The organism is Mixta calida, from assembly GCF_002953215.1.
GTDB classification, from domain to species: domain Bacteria; phylum Pseudomonadota; class Gammaproteobacteria; order Enterobacterales; family Enterobacteriaceae; genus Mixta; species Mixta calida.
This window is the reverse complement of the sequence record NZ_CP026378.1, coordinates 2006477-2025872: the sequence shown is the minus strand read 5'-3', so window position 1 is coordinate 2025872 and position 19396 is coordinate 2006477. Positions and strand designations below refer to the sequence as shown.

12 protein-coding genes and 1 pseudogene are annotated in these 19396 nt (G+C 63.3%); 5 read left to right on the top strand and 8 right to left on the bottom strand.

The annotated features are described in order from the left end of the window. The first annotated feature begins 203 nt into the window (after nucleotides 1-203). The 3 genes from C2E16_RS09600 to C2E16_RS09590 are packed head-to-tail and all read left to right on the top strand — an operon-like array spanning nucleotide 204 to nucleotide 2821. A complete protein-coding gene (locus C2E16_RS09600; RefSeq protein ID WP_038626425.1) occupies nucleotides 204-1640 on the top strand; it encodes a cytochrome ubiquinol oxidase subunit I in 1437 nt (478 codons plus the stop codon). Next, nucleotides 1640-2650 carry a cytochrome d ubiquinol oxidase subunit II gene (gene cydB / locus C2E16_RS09595; protein WP_038626428.1) on the top strand — a complete coding sequence of 337 codons (1011 nt, stop codon included), beginning with the start codon at nucleotides 1640-1642 and terminating at the stop codon, nucleotides 2648-2650. Before C2E16_RS09600 ends, cydB begins: the two co-directional genes overlap by 1 nt. A gap of 18 nt (nucleotides 2651-2668) precedes the next feature. Then, complete coding sequence (locus C2E16_RS09590; protein ID WP_071883742.1) at nucleotides 2669-2821, top strand: DUF2474 domain-containing protein; 153 nt, start codon at nucleotides 2669-2671, stop codon at nucleotides 2819-2821. Nucleotides 2822-2900: 79 nt separating this feature from the next. Here C2E16_RS09590 and C2E16_RS09585 read toward each other — a convergent pair whose 3' ends face one another. From C2E16_RS09585 to C2E16_RS09550, 8 genes and pseudogenes are all read right to left on the bottom strand, one after another. Continuing rightward, complete coding sequence (locus C2E16_RS09585) at nucleotides 2901-4352, bottom strand: YchO/YchP family invasin (RefSeq protein WP_081981797.1); 1452 nt, start codon at nucleotides 4350-4352, stop codon at nucleotides 2901-2903. Between the two features lie 157 nt (nucleotides 4353-4509). Further along, nucleotides 4510-5333 (bottom strand): annotated as a pseudogene (gene cobA / locus C2E16_RS09580) (uroporphyrinogen-III C-methyltransferase). Next, nucleotides 5330-7972, bottom strand: a complete 2643-nt coding sequence (locus tag C2E16_RS09575) for a nitrate reductase (protein ID WP_038626434.1) — start codon at nucleotides 7970-7972, stop codon at nucleotides 5330-5332. The pseudogene cobA and the gene C2E16_RS09575 overlap by 4 nt, the downstream one beginning before the upstream one ends. Next, a complete protein-coding gene (nirB, locus tag C2E16_RS09570) occupies nucleotides 7969-12054 on the bottom strand; it encodes a nitrite reductase large subunit NirB (protein ID WP_104951484.1) in 4086 nt (1361 codons plus the stop codon). Before nirB ends, C2E16_RS09575 begins: the two co-directional genes overlap by 4 nt. Before the next feature lie 10 nt (nucleotides 12055-12064). Then, complete coding sequence (locus C2E16_RS09565) at nucleotides 12065-12853, bottom strand: ABC transporter ATP-binding protein (RefSeq protein ID WP_038626436.1); 789 nt, start codon at nucleotides 12851-12853, stop codon at nucleotides 12065-12067. Nucleotides 12854-12863: 10 nt separating this feature from the next. Then, complete coding sequence (ntrB, locus tag C2E16_RS09560) at nucleotides 12864-13742, bottom strand: nitrate ABC transporter permease (RefSeq protein WP_038626437.1); 879 nt, start codon at nucleotides 13740-13742, stop codon at nucleotides 12864-12866. Between the two features lie 10 nt (nucleotides 13743-13752). Then, a complete protein-coding gene (locus C2E16_RS09555; protein ID WP_038626438.1) occupies nucleotides 13753-15003 on the bottom strand; it encodes a CmpA/NrtA family ABC transporter substrate-binding protein in 1251 nt (416 codons plus the stop codon). A gap of 238 nt (nucleotides 15004-15241) precedes the next feature. Further along, nucleotides 15242-16489: a nitrate regulatory protein gene (locus C2E16_RS09550; protein WP_244947394.1), complete on the bottom strand. Its 1248-nt coding sequence runs from the start codon at nucleotides 16487-16489 to the stop codon at nucleotides 15242-15244. A 158-nt stretch (nucleotides 16490-16647) separates the two neighbouring features. On the opposite strand from C2E16_RS09550, the gene C2E16_RS09545 reads away from it, so the two are divergent. Next, nucleotides 16648-18435: a methyl-accepting chemotaxis protein gene (locus C2E16_RS09545; protein WP_084970554.1), complete on the top strand. Its 1788-nt coding sequence runs from the start codon at nucleotides 16648-16650 to the stop codon at nucleotides 18433-18435. Between the two features lie 388 nt (nucleotides 18436-18823). After that, complete coding sequence (locus tag C2E16_RS09540; RefSeq protein ID WP_084970553.1) at nucleotides 18824-19315, top strand: SH3 domain-containing protein; 492 nt, start codon at nucleotides 18824-18826, stop codon at nucleotides 19313-19315. Nucleotides 19316-19396: the final 81 nt, after the last annotated feature.

The window sequence follows — 19396 nt, the reverse complement described above, 5'->3', positions numbered from 1 at the left end:
CAGGGCAAAACAGGCGCGATAAAAAGGCGTGATGCCTCGCTATGGTGCAACGCCACCGATTACTGTTATAGCTGATTCGTTATTTTCTGTGTCTGTTATACCTATCATTTCTGTGTTTTACTGAACCCTCTTCTACACTTGTTGTGTTATGGCAAGGACTCATCCTTTTTTGGAAGTTAAATAATGAACATTTCGAGGTGGCTATGTTCGGTTTAGACGCGTTCGAACTGGCAAGGATACAATTCGCGTTCACGGTCTCTTTTCACATTATCTTTCCGGCAATCACCATTGGCCTCGCCAGTTTTCTGATGGTGCTGGAAGCGTTGTGGCTAAAAACCCGTAATGAAACCTGGCGCGATCTGTATCATTTCTGGTTGAAGATTTTCGCTGTGAACTTTGGTATGGGGGTGGTATCCGGTCTGGTGATGGCCTATCAGTTCGGCACCAACTGGAGCGGATTCTCCGCCTTTGCGGGCAGTATCACCGGCCCGCTGCTGACTTATGAGGTGCTGACCGCCTTCTTCCTGGAAGCTGGCTTCCTTGGGGTGATGATGTTCGGCTGGAATCGCGTCGGGCCAGGGCTGCACTTCTTCTCTACCTGTATGGTGGCGCTGGGCACCCTGATGTCGACCTTCTGGATCCTTGCCTCCAACAGCTTTATGCACACGCCGCAGGGTTATGAAGTGGTTAACGGTCAGCTGATTCCGGCAGACTGGTTTAAAGTGGTCTTTAACCCCTCTTTCCCTTACCGTCTGCTGCATATGGCGACCGCTTCTTTCCTTACCACCGCCTTCTTCGTCGGCGCATCGGGCGCATGGCATTTGCTGCGCGGCAATAAAAGCCCGGCCATTAAGCGTATGTTCTCGATGGCGATGTGGATGGCGTTGATCGTCGCGCCGATTCAGGCGGGCATCGGCGACGCCCATGGCCTGAATACCCTGGAGCACCAGCCGGCGAAAATCGCCGCGATTGAAGGCCACTGGGAAAACCCGCCGGGCGAAGCGACGCCGCTGATCCTGTTCGGCCTGCCTGATATGGAAGCGGAAGAAACGAAATACGCTGTCGAAGTCCCGGTGCTGGGCAGCCTGATTTTGACCCATAGCCTGACTAAGCAGATCCCGGCGCTGAAAAGCTTCCCGCCGGAAGATCGTCCGAACTCCACTATCGTTTTCTGGTCCTTCCGCATTATGGTGGCGATGGGCCTGCTGATGATTCTGGCGGGCGTCTGGAGTCTGGTGCTGCGTCTGCGCGGTCGCCTGTATGACCAGCGCCTGTTCCACCGCTTCGCGCTGCTGCTGGGACCTTCCGGCCTTATCGCCATCCTGGCGGGTTGGTTCACCACCGAAGTGGGACGTCAACCGTGGGTGGTTTACGGGCTGTTGCGCACCCGCGACGCGGTCTCCCATCACGGCACGCTGCATATGTCGCTCAGCCTGCTGGCTTTTATTCTGGTTTACGCCTCGGTGTTCGGCGTCGGCGTCGTCTATCTGCTGAAGCTGATTGGCCGTGGCCCGCAGCCGTTCGTCGATCATCCGCCGAAAGGCGGTCCAGGCACGCCGCGCACCCCTGCGCGCCCGCTCTCCGCCGCCGATGAATCGCTTGATGAGCGTAAGAAAGATGAACTGGGAGGAATTAAATAATGGGTATCGATCTTCCGCTGATCTGGTTCATCATCATCGTGTTCAGCATTCTGATGTACGTGGTGATGGACGGTTTTGACCTCGGCATCGGGCTGCTTTATCCGATGGTGCGCGAAAGCAAGGACCGCGACGTGATGATGAACACCGTCGCGCCGGTCTGGGACGGCAACGAAACCTGGCTGGTGATGGGAGGCGCGGGACTGTTCGGCGCCTTCCCGCTCGCCTATTCGGTGATTCTGGACGCGCTGGCGATCCCGCTGACGATTATGCTGATCGGGCTAATTTTCCGCGGCGTCGCCTTTGAGTTCCGCTTCAAGGCGACCGAATCGCACCGCGCCTTCTGGGATAAGTCGTTTATCGCCGGCTCCTTTCTCGCCACCTTCGCGCAGGGCGTGGTGCTGGGCGCCTTCCTGAACGGCTTCCCGGTGGAGGGCCGCGAATGGGCGGGCGGCGTGTTTGACTGGATCAGTCCGTTCAGCCTGTTCTGCGGTCTGGGACTGGTCGTCGCCTATGCGCTGCTGGGCGCTAGCTGGCTGATTATCAAAACCGAAGGGCATCTGCTGCAAACCATGCGCAAGCTGGCGCGTCCGCTGCTGCTGGCGCTGCTGGTGGTGATGGCCATCGTCAGCGTCTGGACGCCGCTGACGCACCAGGCGATCGCCGATCGTTGGTTCACAACGCCGAACCTGTTCTTCTTCCTGCCGGTGCCGATTCTGGTGCTGCTGGTGTCGTGGGCGCTGTGGCGCAACGCCTGGCTGCCGGATGCGCACTATGCGCCCTTTATCCTGACGTTGGCGCTGGTATTCCTCGGCTTCAGCGGGCTGGGCATCAGTATCTGGCCGAACCTGATCCCGCCGGATATCACCTTCCGCGCCGCCTCATCGCCGCCGCAGAGCCAGGGCTTTATGCTGGTGGGCGCGCTGTTTATTATCCCGTTAATCCTGGTCTACACCTTCTGGAGCTATTACGTGTTCCGCGGCAAGATCGATCCTGAGCAGGGTTATCATTGACAGGAGGAAAGGATGGAAATGCAACGCATGACGCGTAAAACCGCGAAGCAGCCGCTCTGGCGGCGGCTGCTGTGGATGGCGGCGATCTGGGCGGGCAGCGTGCTGGCGCTGTTTGTCGTCGCCAGCCTGTTCCGTCTGTTGATGACCGCAGCGGGACTAAAAGTGCATTAAACTCAACGGGGCCGTTTCACAGCGGCCCCGCTTTTTTAAGGGCGATCGCCCTTCTCTTATGTCTGCTATTGCAGCGCATTCAGAGCGATGGCGCGGCGTCGGCCGCGGGCGCCATCAGGTCGAAGCGATCGTGCCCTGACTCCAGCGCCATCGGCGGCGTCAGCTGCAGCGTGATCCAGTTTGAGGTGACGCGCTGCTGTTTATTATCCTCCACCGTAACCGACAGGCGATACTGATTGCTGGCGCCCGGCGTGCTGTCCCAGGCGGGCATAATCACCGTCCAACCCTGCGGGCTGCGGTTATCGGGCGGCGGCGTCAGGCTCAGCGCCTGCGTGTCGCCCTGCCAGCTGACGGCGGTAATGGGATTGGCGGCGCGGATCTGTAATTTCAACGGCAGCGTTTCACCGGGACTTAATTGCCAGGGCGGCGTCGCCAGGAACACCGACAGCGTTTTACGCTGGCGGAACTCCAGCACCGGCGTGGTGTTGCGTTCAACCAGATCGTAACGGCTGCCGCGCAGCGAGCGCGCCTGCGCCACGTTGTCGGCGGAAAGCTGCTTGCTCAACGCCACGCCGGGACGATAGTTGATACGCATTCCCAGCTGATCCTGCGACTGACCGCTTTCGCCCTCTTTATGCGAGGCGGTAAAAGTGAGCAGCGGCACCGGGGTATAATTGACGCCGACCTTCACCGACACCGGATTTTTCTCCGGGCTGCCGTTATTGAACAGATCGACATTATTGCCGAGATACTGCTCCCAGGTGACCGATACGCCGAGCTGACGATAAAACGGCAGATAGCCCTGAGTGGTGATGTCGTAACCGCGCGCCATGCGGCTCTGCTGGGTAAGGCTGCTGTTGCGCCACCCGCTGAGCGGCGTGTAGTAATTAGCCGACAGGCGCAGGAAATCGCTCCAGGCCTCGGTGCCGAGCGACGCGCGCTGCAGGCCGGAATCGAACTGGCGATCCACCAGCGCGTTATAGCCCAGCAGCCATTTGCCCGCCGCCCAACGCTGCCCCAGTCCGGCATTGCCGACCAGACCGTCATCGGTCTGGGTAACGCCCAGCTGGGAAAAGGTCAGATATTGATAGTTGTCCTGCCAGGGCGTCAGCAGCTGTCCGCCGCTGCCGTTAAAGTTGCCTTCCCTGTCCACCTGTAACGAGAGCTGCGCCGTGCCGTAGGGAGAGAGCAGCGACTGCCCTTCATTCACCAGCCGGTCGGCGATCTCGTCGCGAAAGTGGTTAAAGGCCCAGACGCTCGCCTGTTCGCCGAACGAGACATCGCTCGCCTCTTTGCTCGCCTCGCCGATGCTTTTGGCGATCTGCGCCAGGCGGGTGGAGAAAGCGTGAGAATCGTCGGCCACGCCCAGCGTCGGCAGCTGCTGCTGCATGGTGCTGAAGCGCGCCGGATCGTCGAACGGCGCGTCGGGCACCCGCGTCTCGGTCTGGAACGCCAGGGCGTCAGGCAGCCAGGCGGCGCTGCTCAGCAGCAGTGTGAAGGTGGTTTTTATCAGTCGATGCGTTAATAACATAGCGGCGTCAGGATTAGCTTAATCTCTCATGATGGGTGGCCGTCCAGCGTTGAGTAAGCCCTTAGCTTAGCATAATTGTGAACTGGATCATGATTATCCCGGCGCGGCGTGGCTCCGAAAAACGCGCTGTTCTGATAATAAATCGCGGCATTGATGATCAGTTTCGCACCGCCATACTTTCCATCCGCGGTTCCGCCTCTGCCCGGTAAAGCGACACCACCTCGCCGACGATTATCAGCGCGGGCGACTGTGGCTGCTCCCGGTGCAGCGTCTCTTCCAGCGTCGCCAGCGTGGCGATCAGCACGCGCTGATCGCGTCGCGTGCCGCGTTCGACAATCGCCACCGGCGTGTCCGCCGCGCGCCCATGCTGACGTAACTGGCTGCTCAACTCCGCCCCCACGTCAGCCCCATATAAAACACCAGCGTCTGGCTGGCGTCCTGCCAGCCTGCGCCCGTCAGCTGCGGGCGGCCCGCTTTGCCGTGTCCGGTGATGAAGCGTACCGATTGCGCGTAGTCGCGGTGCGTCAGGGGAATGCCGCAGGCCGCCGCGCAGCCGATGGCGGCGGTGATGCCCGGCACGATATGACAGGGAACGCCCGCCGTCTGCAACTGCTGCATCTCTTCGCCGCCGCGACCGAAAATAAACGGGTCGCCGCCCTTCAGCCGCACGACCTGTCGTCCGCTGCGCGCCAGGTCGATCAGCAGCTGGCTAATCTGCTGCTGCGTCATGCCGTGAAAGCCGGGCGTCTTGCCCACATCGAGCGCCAGCGTCGTCGGCGGGATCAGCGCCAAAATTTCCTCGCTGACCAGCCGATCGTAGACCACCACATCCGCCTCGCCAATCAGGCGCAGCGCCTTTAACGTCAACAGCTCCGGGTCGCCCGGTCCGGCGCCGACAAGCCAGACGCAGCCCTGCGCTGATGGCGCCCGTTCTTCCGGGCCGTTTAACAGTTGGTTCAGTAAAGGTAGCCGCTGCGTCATGATCCTCTCTCCTCTGCCGCCTCAGCCTGCTGAGGCGCGTAATGCTCAATCAGTTTTTTCAGCTCCGGTATGCAGGAGCCGCAGTTGGTGCCGCACTGCAACCGCTGACCCAACGCAGCGCAGGTCAGCGCTCCCTGGCGCACGGCGGCGGCGATCTGCCGTTCCCCGACGCCAAAGCAGCTGCAAATGGTTTTGCCGCGCGCCTCGCCCTGCGCCGCGCGCCCGGCAAGCAGCGCGAAACGCGCCTCCGGCGTATCGGGCGGCTGCCGAAAGGCGGCGGCGATGAGCGCATCGTCGGTCTGAGGTCGCCGTGCGGCGCTGTAAAACGCCAGCATCACCTTACCTTCGCGCCAGGCGATCAGATGGTGAAACGCCTGGCCGTCCTCCGCCTGCTGCACAATCCAGTCAGGGCGCAGCAGCGCCTGAAGCCAGCGGCGCGGGTCCCCATCGTTCGCCAGGCTAAAGCGCGTGACCCCCTCCGGCATCGGAATACGGCACCACCACTGCACAGGCGGCAGCGTGACGTTGTCACTAACAAATAATATTCCCTGCCAGCCGCAGCGCCAGGGATGGATGCGCACCGGCGTCTGCTTGCTTTCCGGCTGGCCGGAAATGGCGCAGCGCCACGGCGCTACCAGGCGCCCCACGTTGCCCTCCGCGCAGTAGCGCTGGTTCCAGTGCATCGGCACGAACAGCGAGCCGGACGTCTGATCCTCCGTCAGAATGGCCCGCGCCAGCATCCAGCCGTGACGCGACTGGATACGCGCCAGCGCATCGGCCTGAATGCCGTAGCGCGCCGCGTCGTCGGGATGCAGCGCAACAAACGGTTCGGCGTCGTGCTGCATCAGGCGCGGCACCAGTCCGGTGCGCGTCATGGTGTGCCACTGATCGCGAATGCGGCCGGTATTCATCGTCAGCGGCCATCTCTCGCTTACAGCCTGACGCGGCCCGACGGGAGTCATCGGCAGCAGACGCGCCTTGCCGTCGGGATGATAAAAGCGGCGCGCGCTGAACAGACGAGCGCAGCCGGTCGGGTAATCGGCGTTCACCGGCCACTGGACCGGCGTCAGCCGATCCCACTGTTCATCGCTCAACTGCGCCAGCCCGCTGATATCGAAGGCGCGCCTGCCGTGATTTTCAAAACCGGAAAGCGCGGCATGTTCACGGAAAATCGCTGCCGGATGACGCCAGGCGAAGGCGTCGCCGTAGCCAAGCCGCTGCGCCACCTGCGCCAGCATCCACCAGTCGGGCCGCGCCTCGCCCTGCGGCGGCAGGAAGCTGCGCTGGCGCGAGAGGCACCGCTCCGAGTTAGTGACGGTGCCGTTCTTCTCGCCCCACGCCTGCGCCGGCAGCAGGATATCGGCAAATTCGCCGGTATCGGTGCTGCGCATCACGTCGGAGACAATCACCAGCTCGCAGCGCCGCAGCGCCTGCGCCACGGCGTGACCGTCGGGCAGCGACACCGCCGGATTGGTGCCCATGATCCAGACCGCCTTCACCTCGCCGCGGCCGATGGCCTGAAACAGATCGACCGCCTTCAGCCCCGGCGCGGTCGCCACGCGATCGCTGCGCCAGAAACGCCGCAGACGATCGACATTTTCCGGGGTGAAATCCATATGCGCCGCCAGCTGGTTCGCCAGGCCGCCCACCTCGCGTCCGCCCATGGCGTTGGGCTGGCCGGTCAGTGAAAAGGGCCCGCAGCCCGGCTTACCGATTTTGCCACTGTAGAGATGCGCGTTAAGAATGGCGTTGCACTTGTCGCTGCCGCTGGCGGATTGATTGATGCCCATGCACCAGAGCGTCAGCGTCCGTTCGCTGTCAGCGAAGAGACGGTAAAACTGCTCGACCTGCGCCAGCGGCAGCTGACAGGCGGCGGCCACCCGCTCCGGCGTCCAGGGCGCGGCGGCGGCCAGCGTCTCCTCCACCTGGGCAAGATGCGGCAACATGGATTTGTCGCCGCCGCCGTGCACCTCCAGCCAGCGCAGCAGACCGTTACACAGCGCGCCGTCGCTGCCGGGCGTAAGCGGCAGATGCAGGTCGGCCAGATCGCAGCTGGCGCTGCGGCGCGGATCGATGACCACCACGCGCAGCGCCGGATTAAGCCGTTTCGCCTGAACCAGCCGCTGAAACGCCACCGGATGCGTCCAGGCGGCATTCGAACCCATCAGCACGATAAGATCGGCGCGATCGAAGTCGTCATAGCAGCAAGGCACCGCATCGGCGCCCAGCGCGCGTTTGTAGCCGCTGACTGCCGAGGCCATGCAGAGCCGGGAGTTGGTGTCGATATTGCCGCTGCCGATAAAGCCTTTCATCAGCTTATTGGCGACGTAGTAATCCTCGGTCAGCAGCTGACCGGAGGCGTAAAAGGCGACGGCATCCGGGCCATGCTGCGCAATAATGGCGCGCAGCCGCTGAGCGACCTCATCCAGCGCCCTTTCCCAGGGGACGCGCCGTCCGGCGACCAGCGGCCAGAGCAGCCGCCCCGACGGCGTCAGCGTCTCCGCCAGCGCCGCGCCTTTCACGCAGAGGCGGCCCGCGTTGGCCGGATGGTCGCCGTCGCCGCTGACGCGCCAGCTTTCGCCCTCCCGCTTCGCCTCCACGCCGCAGCCGACGCCGCAGTAAGGACAGGTGGTTTTCATGACGCCTCCGCCACGCGCAGGTCTTCCACCGCCAGCGGCGCGCTGGCGACCAGCACCCGCCCGCCGACGATGCGCACCGGCCAACAGCGCAGTTGTAAATCATCTCTGTCGAGCGCCATGCCGTCGCGCAGGCGGAAGCGTTGTTTATAGAGCGGCGAAATGACGATCGCCTCGCCCGCCACATCGCCCAACAGCCCGCGCGACATCACGCTGGCGTCGCTCTCCGGCTCGCGGTCGTCAAGGGCGTAAACCCGGTCGTCAAAGCGGAACAGCGCGATGCGCTGCGTCCCAAGCCGGGCGCCGATGCCCGCCTGAGGCGGAATCGCCTCCAGCGCGCAGATATCACTCCAGAGTTCGGCGGGCAGCGACGGCGCGTTGACGCGCGGCGCGCCCGCAGGCCGGATCTGGCCGCGCTCCTCACGCCAGCGCAGGGTTTCATCCGGGCGCTCGTCGTTAACGGTGGCGCGGAACAGCTGTAACCGGTCCGGCGAGGCGAGCGTGGTGCGCCATTCGCACTGCCAGCTCTCCACCACCTGCTGCATTTCGCGTTCCAGCTCGGCGCCGATGCCGAGGCTGTCGCCGATCACCACTTCGCGCAGATACGCCAGCCCGCCTTCGAGGTTATCCATCCAGACGCTGGTGCGTTGCAGGCGATCGGCGGTGCGGATGTAGAACATCAGCAGGCGATCGACATAGCGAATCAGCGTTTCATCGTCGAGATCGCTGGCGAAGAGATCGGCGTGGCGCGGCTTCATGCCGCCGTTGCCGCAGACATAGAGGTTCCAGCCCTTCTCGGTGGCGATCACGCCGATATCTTTACTCTGCGCCTCAGCGCATTCGCGGGTGCAGCCGGAAACCGCCATTTTAATTTTGTGCGGCGCGCGCAGCCCCTTGTAGCGGTTCTCCAGCCGGATGGCGAAAGCGGTGGAGTCCTGCACGCCGTAGCGGCACCAGCTGCTGCCGACGCACGATTTCACCGTGCGCAGCGATTTGCCGTAGGCGTGGCCGGTTTCGAAACCGGCGTCGAGCAGCGCCTGCCAGATGGCGGGCAGCTTGTCGAGCGACGCGCCGAACAGGTCGATGCGCTGACCGCCGGTGATTTTGCTGTAGAGGTTAAAGCGTTCGGCGATCTGGCCGATGGCGATCAGTCCCTGCGGAGTGATCTCGCCGCCGGGAATGCGCGGCACCACCGAGTAGCTGCCGTCCTTCTGGATATTGGCGAAGTAGCGATCGTTCGTCTCCTGTAACGGCAGATGCTGCGGCTTCAGCAGATATTCGTTCCAGCAGGAGGCGAACAGCGACGCCGCCAGCGGCTTGCAGATTTCACAGCCGTGGCCGCGTCCATGCTTCGTCAGCAGCGCGTCGAAGGTTTTGATATTGCCGACGCGCACCAGGTGATAGAGCTCTTGTCGGGAGAAGGCGAAATGCTCGCAAATATCCTTTTTCACTTCGACGCCCTGCGCCGCCAGCTGATGTTCCATCACCTGCTTCACCAGCGCGCTGCATCCGCCGCAGCCGGTGGCGGCTTTGGTGCAGCTTTTCAGCGACGCCATATCGCCGCATCCCGCGCTGACCGCCTGGCAGATATCGCCTTTGCTGACGTTATGGCAGGAGCAGATCTGCGCCGTATCCGGCAGCGCCGCCACGCCCAATGCTCTGGTCGGCGCATCGGCGCTGCGCGGCAGGATCAGGCTTTCCGGCTGCGGCGGCAGCGCGATGCCGTTCAGCATCATCTGTTGCAGTTCGCTGTATTCGCTGCTGTCGCCCACCAGCACCGCGCCCAGCAGCGTTTTGCCGTCGGCGGAAACAACGATTTTCTTGTAAATTTCCTGCGGACCGTTGGTCCAGAGATAGCTCTGACAGCCTGCGCTGCGCCCGTGCGCATCGCCCAGCGACGCCACCTCCACGCCCAGCAGCTTCAGTTTGGTGCTCATATCGGCGCCGCTGAAGGCGGCGGGCTGCTGCGCCAGGTTGCTGGCGAGCACGCGCGCCATCTGATAGCCCGGCGCCACCAGACCGAAAATCTGCCCCTGCCAGATCGCGCATTCGCCGATCGCCGCAATCGCCGGATCGCTGGTGAGACAGCTGTCGTCGATAACGATGCCGCCGCGAGTCCCCAGCGTCAGGCCGGCGGCGCGCGCCAGGTCGTCGCGTGGACGAATGCCGGCGGAAAACAGCACCAGGTCGCTTTGCAGCGTCGCGCCGTCGGCGAAGCGCAGCAGCAGGGAGCCGTCCGCCTGCGGTTCGATCTGGCGCGTTTCGGTCTGGGTATGCACCGTCACGCCCAGCGCTTCTATCTTACGCCGCAGCATTTGCGCGCCGCCTTCGTCCAGCTGCACCGCCATCAGGCGCGGCGCGAATTCCACTACGTGCGTTTCCAGCCCCAGCATCCGCAGCGCGTTCGCCGCCTCCAGCCCCAGCAGGCCGCCGCCGATCACCACGCCGCTTCGCGCGTGTGCCGCTCGCGCTTTAATCGCGTCGAGGTCGTCCAGCGTGCGATAGACAAAGCAGTTTTGCGCCTCGCGGCCGGGGATCGGCGGCACGAAGGCGTAAGAGCCGGTGGCCAACACCAGCCGATCCCAGGCCATTTCGCGGCCTTTTTCATCACGCACGCAGCGGCGCTGACGATCGATGGCGATAACCTTTTCGTGACAACGTAACTCAATACCGTGTTCGGCAAAGAAATTTTCGCTGACCAGCGACAGCGCCTGAGCGTCGCGACCGGAGAAGTAGTCGGAGAGATGAACGCGGTCATAGGCGCTGTGCCGCTCTTCACCATACACCACGATGTGATAGCGCAGATGCAGCTCTTTTTGCACCAGCTGTTCAAGAAAATAGTGGCCAACCATGCCGTGACCAATCACCACCAGAACCGGTTTGCTCATCGTTTTACTCTCCACAGCCTCAGGCTGCCCATCGTTATCGAAATCAAATAGCGTGGAGGCGTCCACCGCCGCGCCGCGTTGCAGTTTTTGCAGCAGCGGCCCCGCCGCTGAAGTATCGCCGTACAGGATGACGCCGGACAGACGACCGTCGCGCAGCGTCAACCGTCGATAGCGCTGGCTGAGCGGATCGAGGGCGGTCAGCACGCGGCTGCCCGGCGCATCGTTGGTTTCACCCGCGCTGAAAATATCGATGCCGGTGACCTTAAGCCGCGTCCCCGGCGGCCGGTAGTGAAAATCCGCCGTCGCCAGGCCCGCCAGTCGATGCGCCAGCACCTCTGCCTGCGCCAGACAGGGCGCTACCAGTCCAAAGGTCTCGCCGTCGATTTCACAACATTCGCCCAGCGCCGATACCCCAGGCACGGCGCTGCGCAGCTGGCGATCCGTCAGGATGCCGCGTCCGCAGGGAACGCCTGCCGCGCGCGCCAGCGCGGCCGCTGGCGTGATGCCGATGGCGATCAACACCTGTGCCGCCGTCAGCCGATCGCCGCTGGTTAAAGTGACGCTGTCAATATCTATCTTTGCCATGCTCTCGCCCAGCCGACAAACAATGCCGCGCCGCTGTAGCGCCTGCGCCAGTAGGTCGCCTGCGGCGGCGTCCAGCTGGCGATCCAGCAGCCAGCCGTGACGATGCACCAGCGTGACTTCGCGTCCGCGCAGGCGCAGCGCCGCCGCCGCCTCGATGCCGAGTAGCCCGCCGCCCAGCACCACCACCGGCCCAGGAATGCTCAGCATGCGCTCTACGTCCCGCAGGGTGCGAAACCCGCCGACGTGCGGCTGCGCGACGCCGGGAATGGCGGGCAGCGTCGGCTCGGCGCCGGTGGCGAACACCAGATGATCCCAGCGCAGGCGGCGACGGTCGGTGGTGAGCGTGCGCAGTCGGATGTCAATCGCCAGCACGCTTTCCCCCAGCAGCAGCGTCACGCCCTGCCGCGCATCTTCGTCCGGCGTCCGCAGCAGCGCAGCGTGAAACGGCTTTTCACCGCTCAGCACCGGCGACAGCTGAATGCGGTTGTAGCTCGCCTGCGCCTCACGGCCAATAACCGTGATGCGCCAGCGTTCGGGCGCCAGCGTCAGCAGCCGCTCCCGCAGTCGCGTCGCCGCCATGCCGTTGCCGATAATCACCAGTTCTTCAGGCATCTGCCGCTCCTCAGGCCGCATGGCTCTGCTTCTCATAGAGGAAATGCAGGATTTGCTGACGCAGCTGGTGATAGCGCGCATTATCCGCCAGCGCCACGCGCGAACGCGGACGCGGCAGATCGATGGTCAGCGTTTCTCCCAGCGTGGCCGCCGGGCCGTTGGTCATCATCAGCACGCGATCCGACAGCAGCACCGCCTCATCGACGTCATGGGTGATCAGCACAATGGTGGTGTTCAGCTCCTGCTGGATGCGCATCACGCTCTCCTGCAAGTGGGCGCGTGTCAGGGCGTCCAGCGCGCCGAACGGCTCATCCATCAGCAGAACGCGCGGCTTCATCGCAAGCGCGCGCGCAATGCCGACGCGCTGCTTCATGCCGCCCGACAGCTCGCCGGGCCGCTTATGGCTCGCGTGGCTCATCTGCACGCGCGCCAGGTTATGCGCGATCCACTCCTGCCGTTCCGCGCGGCTCATGCTCTGCTTAAACAACTGATCCACCGCCAGCGCCACGTTCTCGTGCGCCGTCAGCCACGGCAGCAGCGAGTGGTTCTGAAACACCACCGCCCGCTCCGGCCCCGGCCCGGCGATTTCGCGGTTGTCGCACAGCAGCACGCCCTCGCTGGGCAGCGTCAGACCGGCGATCAGGTTCAGCAGCGTCGACTTACCGCAGCCGGAGTGACCGATCAGACTGATGGTTTCGCCAATGCGCACATCGAACGATACGCGGTCCAGCGCCAGAAATTCGCCCTCGCTGGTGGTAAAGCGCTGGCTGACGTTTTGCACCTGTAGAATGTGTTGCATGTGCGGCCCCCTATTTATCCCAGTTGAAACGACGCGCCAGCAGCATCAGCCCCTGCTCCAGCAGCAGGCCCACCGCGCCGATAATGAAGATGGCGATCAGAATGTGTTCCACGTTGAGGTTGTTCCACTCGTTCCAGATCCAGAAGCCGATGCCCATGCCGCCGGTGAGCATCTCGGCGGCGACGATCACCAGCCAGGCGATACCGATCGACAGTCGCACGCCGGTCAATATCGCCGGCAGCACCGCCGGCAACAGGATTTTGCGCATCACCGTCCACTCCGGCAGGTTCAGCACCCGCGCCACGTTGAGGTAATCCTGCGGGATGCGCCGCACGCCCTCGGCGGTGTTGATGATCATCGGCCAGATGGAACAGATAAAAATGGTCCAGCTTGAGGCGGGCTCGGCACGCTGAAACAGCAGCAGGCCGATCGGCAGCCAGGCGAGCGGGCTGACCGGACGCAGCAGCGCGATCAACGGGTTGAACATGTCGGCGAGAAAGCGAAAGCGCCCAATCAAAAAGCCCATCGGAATGCCCACCAGCGCCGCCAGGCCGAAGCCGACCGCCACGCGCGTCAGCGACGCGATCACATTCCAGCCGATGCCGCGATCGTTCGGACCGCCGTCATAAAAGGGATCGGCGAACAGCGGCAGCGCCGCCTGCCAGGTTTTCAGCGGCGTGGGAAAGCCGCTGCTGCTCATCGCGGCGATCTGCCAGACGGTCAGCAGCAGCAGCAGGCCGCAGCCGAGCGGGATTAGCCGCCGCAGCAACGGTTTCAGGGATCTGTCGCGGCGACGCGGACGCGGCGGCGCGGGCGGCAGCGCTATCACCGGCGCCGCGCGACGCGTCGGTTCGCTGGTCAGGGGGACGATCTGAGCTTCATTTTTCATGCGGCGTTCCTCAGCGTTTAATGGCGAAACCGGTGGCCCAGGCGGCAGGATCGCTGCCATCCCAGACTCTGCCGTCGATCAGGGTGCTGCTGCGCATTTCGCTCTGCGGCACGGCGATATTGCCCACCGCGCTGGCGGCCTGGCGGTAGATGTCGGTGCGGTTGATGGCGCGCGCCACCGCCAGATAGTCGGGCTGCTGCTTCAGCAGGCCCCAGCGCTGAAACTGGGTGAGAAACCAGATGCCGTCGGAGAGCCAGGGATAGTTGACCGCGCCGTCGTGGAAAAAGCGCAGCCCGTGCGCGTCCTGCCAGCGTCGCCCCAATCCATCCTGATAGTGGCCGAGCATGCGCCCGGTAATGGTTTCCGCTTTGGTGTTGAGAAAGGCGCGCCCGGCGATGACCTGCGCCGTTTCGCGCCGGTTGGCCTCGGAAGCGTCTATCCAGCGCGCCGCCTCCAGCACCGCGGCGGTCAGGGCGCGCGCGCTGTTTGGGTTCTCGCCGACCCACTGCGCGCGGGTGGCGAGGATCTTTTCGGGGTGATCGGGCCAAACCTGCTGGCTGGTGACGACGGTATAGCCGACGTTGTCGCTGATGGCGCGCTGATTCCACGGCTCGCCGACGCAGAAGCCGCTCATATTGCCGATCTTCATGTTCATCACCATCTGCGGCGGCGGCACCACCAGCAGACGCAGTTGGCGAAACGGATCGATGCCGACGCTGGCGAGCCAGTAATAGAGCCACATTGCGTGGGTGCCGGTCGGAAAGGTGTGGGCGAAGCGATAGCTGCCCGGCTCGCTGGCGGCGACGCGCTTTTGCAGCGCTGCACCGTCGGTGACGCCCTGCGCCTTTAACTGGTTCGACAGGGTGATCGCCTGGCCGTTGTTGTTGAGCGTCATCAGATTGGCCATCGCCCGCTGCGGCCCGGCGATGCCAAGATGCAGCCCGTAGATCATGCCGTAGAGCGCATGGGCCGCATCCAGCTCGCCGGAGGCCAGCTTGTCGCGCACCGCCGCCCAGCTCGCCTCTTTCGACAGCTGCAGGCTGACGCCATGTTTTTTATCAAAGCCCTTCAGCGCCGCCATAACCAGCGGCGCGCAGTCGGTCAACGGGATAAAGCCGACGCGCAGCGACCGCTTTTCCGGCGCGTCGGAACCAGCGGCCCATACCGCGTTGCGCAATCCCGGCATCAGCAGCCCGCCCGCCGCAAAAGCGCCGCCAATCAGAAAGCGGCGGCGTGACGACATAAAATCCGCGTTGCTCATTCAGTGGCTCCAGCAAAAGGAATAAAAAAAGGCGTCCGCCGCAGAGCCTGAACCCTGCGACCGGACGCCTTTATCCAAAGCACTCATCTCACCGCCGTTGGCGAAACAAATGCACATAGTGTCTTCATGAGGTTGCAAACCGCGTGCCAGCTTTTTCAGGCCTACAGCGCGCGCTTTGCCGCCGCTGTCGTCTTCTGGCGCACTTTCGTGGCACAGCGGACGCACATTGTTTGTGCAGCTAACTCTTTTGAGTTAACGAAAAAGCGGAAGAGACCGCCACCAGCGCCTGCGCGATCTCCCAGACCCGTTTATTTTGATTCATCGCCATTTTGCGCAGCGTATGCCACGCCTGCTCCTCATCACACTGGTGATGCTGCATCAACAGCGCTTTGGCGCGCTCGATCTCTTTACGCTGCGTCAGCGCGACGCGCATCGCCGCCAGCTCGTCGCTCTGCGCCTGTAGCCGCTGCGCCTGCTGTTCCAGCATCGTCAGCAGCGAGCGGCTCAGCTGCGGCGCGACGCCGCCCGCATCCAGCGCGCCGTCGCCCTCCTCCAGCCAGGGTGCGGCCGCCACGTAGAGGCTGTAGCCCAGCCCGACGTGCGCAGTGGGCCAGTCGTCGTCTTCCGCCTGGTCGATCCTTTCGATGCAGCGGCGGCAGACGATCAGAATCCGCTGTTCCAGACGCTCTTCAATCTGCTTCATCGCATCAAGCCGTTCGCTCAGCAGGCGGAACCAGCGCTGCGCCTCGACGCCGCGCGTCGTCATGCCGCCGCAGGCGATGCGCCGCAGCTTTTCAATCTCCTGTCCCGCTTCGGCCACGGCGCGCCATGCCCGCAGGCTGTCGTCGTCAGCGAACTGAACGAAGGTGGCGAAGCTGCGATCCTGGCCCTCCAGCAGCGCGATCAACTGCCGCTGCGCCGTGCGGCTGAACGTACCGGCGGCGAACCCTGCCGCGCCGAGCGCGCGCTCCTGACCGGCCAGCTCTTTGCCCTGCATAAAGCTGAACAGCGCCAGCAGCGCGCGCGACATCTGCGGGTCGCTGGCGGTGTCCGCCGCCTCGACAATCAGGTGCAGCAGATGGCGGATAATTTCGCTGAACTGCTGCATCGCCTCCGCGTGCGGCAGCTGGCGCTGGCGCACCTGCGCGCGCAGCGTCGACAGCCCGCTCAATGCATGCAGCGCCAGCGCCGCGCGGTTGTAAAATCGGCTGCCGTCGGCGCGCCGCTGCGGCGTCGGCAGCAGGTCGATCATCGCGGCCAGCGCCTGGTCCGCCTCCTGCCGACGCGCGGTTAGCGCTTCTGCCGTCAGGCTCGCTTCAGCGCAGAGCCAGAGCGTCGAGGCGCCGCGTTCGCGCTGTAATGCATGGATCAGCGCGCTGATGCCGCTCAGCAACGCGCCGCTGGTCAGCAATTCCCGCAGGGCGGAAAGCTCGCTTTCACGCGATGCCGACAGATAACGCCTGGCGTACCCCATGGTATTCATCATCTTTTGCTCCGTTGCCCTGATGATTCAGATTAAGCAAAGTGCGTGCCACTTAACGTTGTGACGCAGCGATAACATTTACTTATATCCGGCATGTTTGCCTCAAGTTGGCTTCACTATCGACCGATATCAGGTAAAACCCTGTGACATGAGGCTTCACCATGCTCTCTTCAATACGCGCTCGTCTCGTCGCCATTACTACTGCCAGCGTGGTGGTGGCGCTTATCATCAACACCACGCTCAACTATCTGGTGGCGGAAAAATATAACCAGCAGGCGATTACCGATACGCTGGAAGCGGTCACCAACAGCCATGACGCGGCGATTGCCGAATGGGTAAGCAGCAAGTCGACGATGATCGCCTCGCTAACGCCGGTAGCGCTCAGCGCCGATCCGGTGCCCGCCTTTAAGCAGATCGCCGCGGCGGGCGGCTTTACCAACGTCTATGCCGGCTATGCCAGCAAAGTGGCGAAGTTCTCCGAGGCGGCGGGCATTCCGCCCGATTTCGATCCGACCGGCCGTCCGTGGTATTTGCAGGCGCAGGCGGCGGGCAAACCGATCGTGACGCCGCCCTATATCGATGTCGCCAGCGGCAAGCTGGTGGTCGCCTTTGCCGTGCCGGTCGTGCAGAACGGTACATTGCAGGCGGTACTGTCAGGCGACGTGGCGATGGACAGCGTGGTGGCGAACGTCGGCGCGATCCGGCCGACGCCCGCCAGCAGCGGCCTGCTGATTGATAAAAACGGCACCATCGTCACCACCAGCGATGCTGGCATGGCGCTGAAGCCGGTGAAAAACCTGCTGCCCGACCTTGACGTGCCCGCTCTGCTGGCAAGCCAGAAGCCGATGACGGCACGTCTTAACGGTGTGGATAAGCTGCTGCTGGCGAAGCCGGTCAACGGCACCGACTGGTATCTGGTGGTGGCGTTGGATAAAAATGAAGCCTCCGCCGGGATGCGCTCCCTGCTCTCCACCTCGGCGGTATCGCTGGTGCTGCTGGTCGTGGTCGCGGCGCTGATCATCGGCCTGCTGATCGGCGCGCTGATGCGCCGCCTGATCTCTATTCGCGATGCGATGCGCGCCATCAGCTCCGGCGACGACGATCTGACCCAACGCCTGCCGGTAACCGGTCATGATGAGGTGTCGCAGATCGCCAGCGCCTTTAACGCCTTTACCGACAAGCTGGCGACGGTGATGACGCAGCTGCGCGACGCCAGCGCCTCGGTGCAGGTCGAGGCCAATGAGATCGCCAGCGGCAACGCCGATCTCTCCGGGCGCACCGAACAGGCGGCCAACAACCTGCGCGAGACGGTGAGCGCCATGGACGCCATCAGTCATTCGGTGACCGACTCTACCCAGTCGGCGATGCAGGCCAATCAGCAGGCGGCCTCGGCGTCCGAGGCCGCTCGGCGCGGCGGCGAGGTGGTCTCCAGCGTGATCGCCACCATGGAGACGATCGAACAGGCCTCCGGTAAAATCGGCGATATTATCAGCGTGATCGACGGCATCGCTTTCCAGACCAATATTCTGGCGCTGAACGCGGCGGTGGAAGCGGCGCGGGCGGGCGAACAGGGGCGCGGTTTCGCGGTAGTGGCGGGCGAGGTGCGTAATCTGGCGCAGCGCAGCGCCCAGGCGGCGAAAGAGATCAAAACCCTGATCGACAGCACCACGGAGAGCGTGGCGGCCGGTTCGCGCTACGTGCGTATGGCGGGCGAAAGCATGACCAATATCGTCAGCAGCGTCGCCAGCGTCTCCGATATTATGGAGAGCATCACCCACGCCAGCGAAACGCAGCTGCGCGGCATTCAGGGCGTGCATCTGGCGATCGGCAAGCTCGACGAAATGGTGCAGCAGAACGCCGAACTGGTGGTGGAATCAACCGCTGCCGCCGGCGCGCTGAAGTTCCAGGCCAACGAGCTGGCGGAAACCGCCGGTCACTTCCGTCTGTAAATTCTGAAATTACTGGCCCGACTACGCGCCCGCGTCGTCGGGACGCTTTATCGCCGTCTCGCCTTTTCTTCTGTCCACTTTTTTCACTCCCCTGATTAAGCCCGCGCTGCGCCTGACGCCTTGACTATACTTCGCAAAGCGTTACCTGATAAAACGCCGTTCCGCCTTGCGCGCGGCGGCAAATAACATGAGAAACAGACCCGTGCAATAGTTTGAAATCTCAAAAGTGTCAGGTAGACTGAGCCTGGTTTTATCTTTCTGTAAATCTGAGCAATTTTTTCCAGCCAGCCGCGTCACAGCCCGGCAAGCGTCAGGCTTGCCCGCCGCGTTTCTGCGCTACCCGGTCTGGCTTTTGTCCAGATAACCTGATGAGATCGTGAGGATCAAAGTGAAAATTCGTTTCGCGCTGACATTGCTCGCTGTTCTGACCGTCGCCGGCTGTAAACCGCCGCCGCCGCCCGTTAATGACGATACGCTGGTCAGCAGCACCGTCAACGGCGTGACGCTGGTGCATCGTCATGCGGTGAATCCGCCCGCGGAGTTCACGCCGGTTGATGAGACCTGGCGCGCGCTCTACGACGCCTCCGTAATGACCTCGCCCGACTACGGCGGAAAAGTGGTGCGCTATCTGGAAAACGGCAAACATTTCCAGGTGCTGGGCAAGGTGGAAAACAACTGGCTGGCGATCGCCGACGCGGATGATACCCAGCTTATCGGCTACGTGCCGATGAAAGCGGGAGTCGCCGCCGATCGCTACGAAGAGGCGCTGCGCAACGATCGTCCGCGTCCGCGTCGCGCCAGTAAGCAGGTCTGTGTTGATGTAGGCGGCGCCAGCAAAGCCTGTCGCAAAGCGAATACCGCCACCTGGATCCTCGATTAAGCAACGCCTGCCGGCGCGCAGTCCGGCAGGAACTCCCGGTTACTGCTGAAGATGGGATATTTTCAGTCTGGAATAATGTGA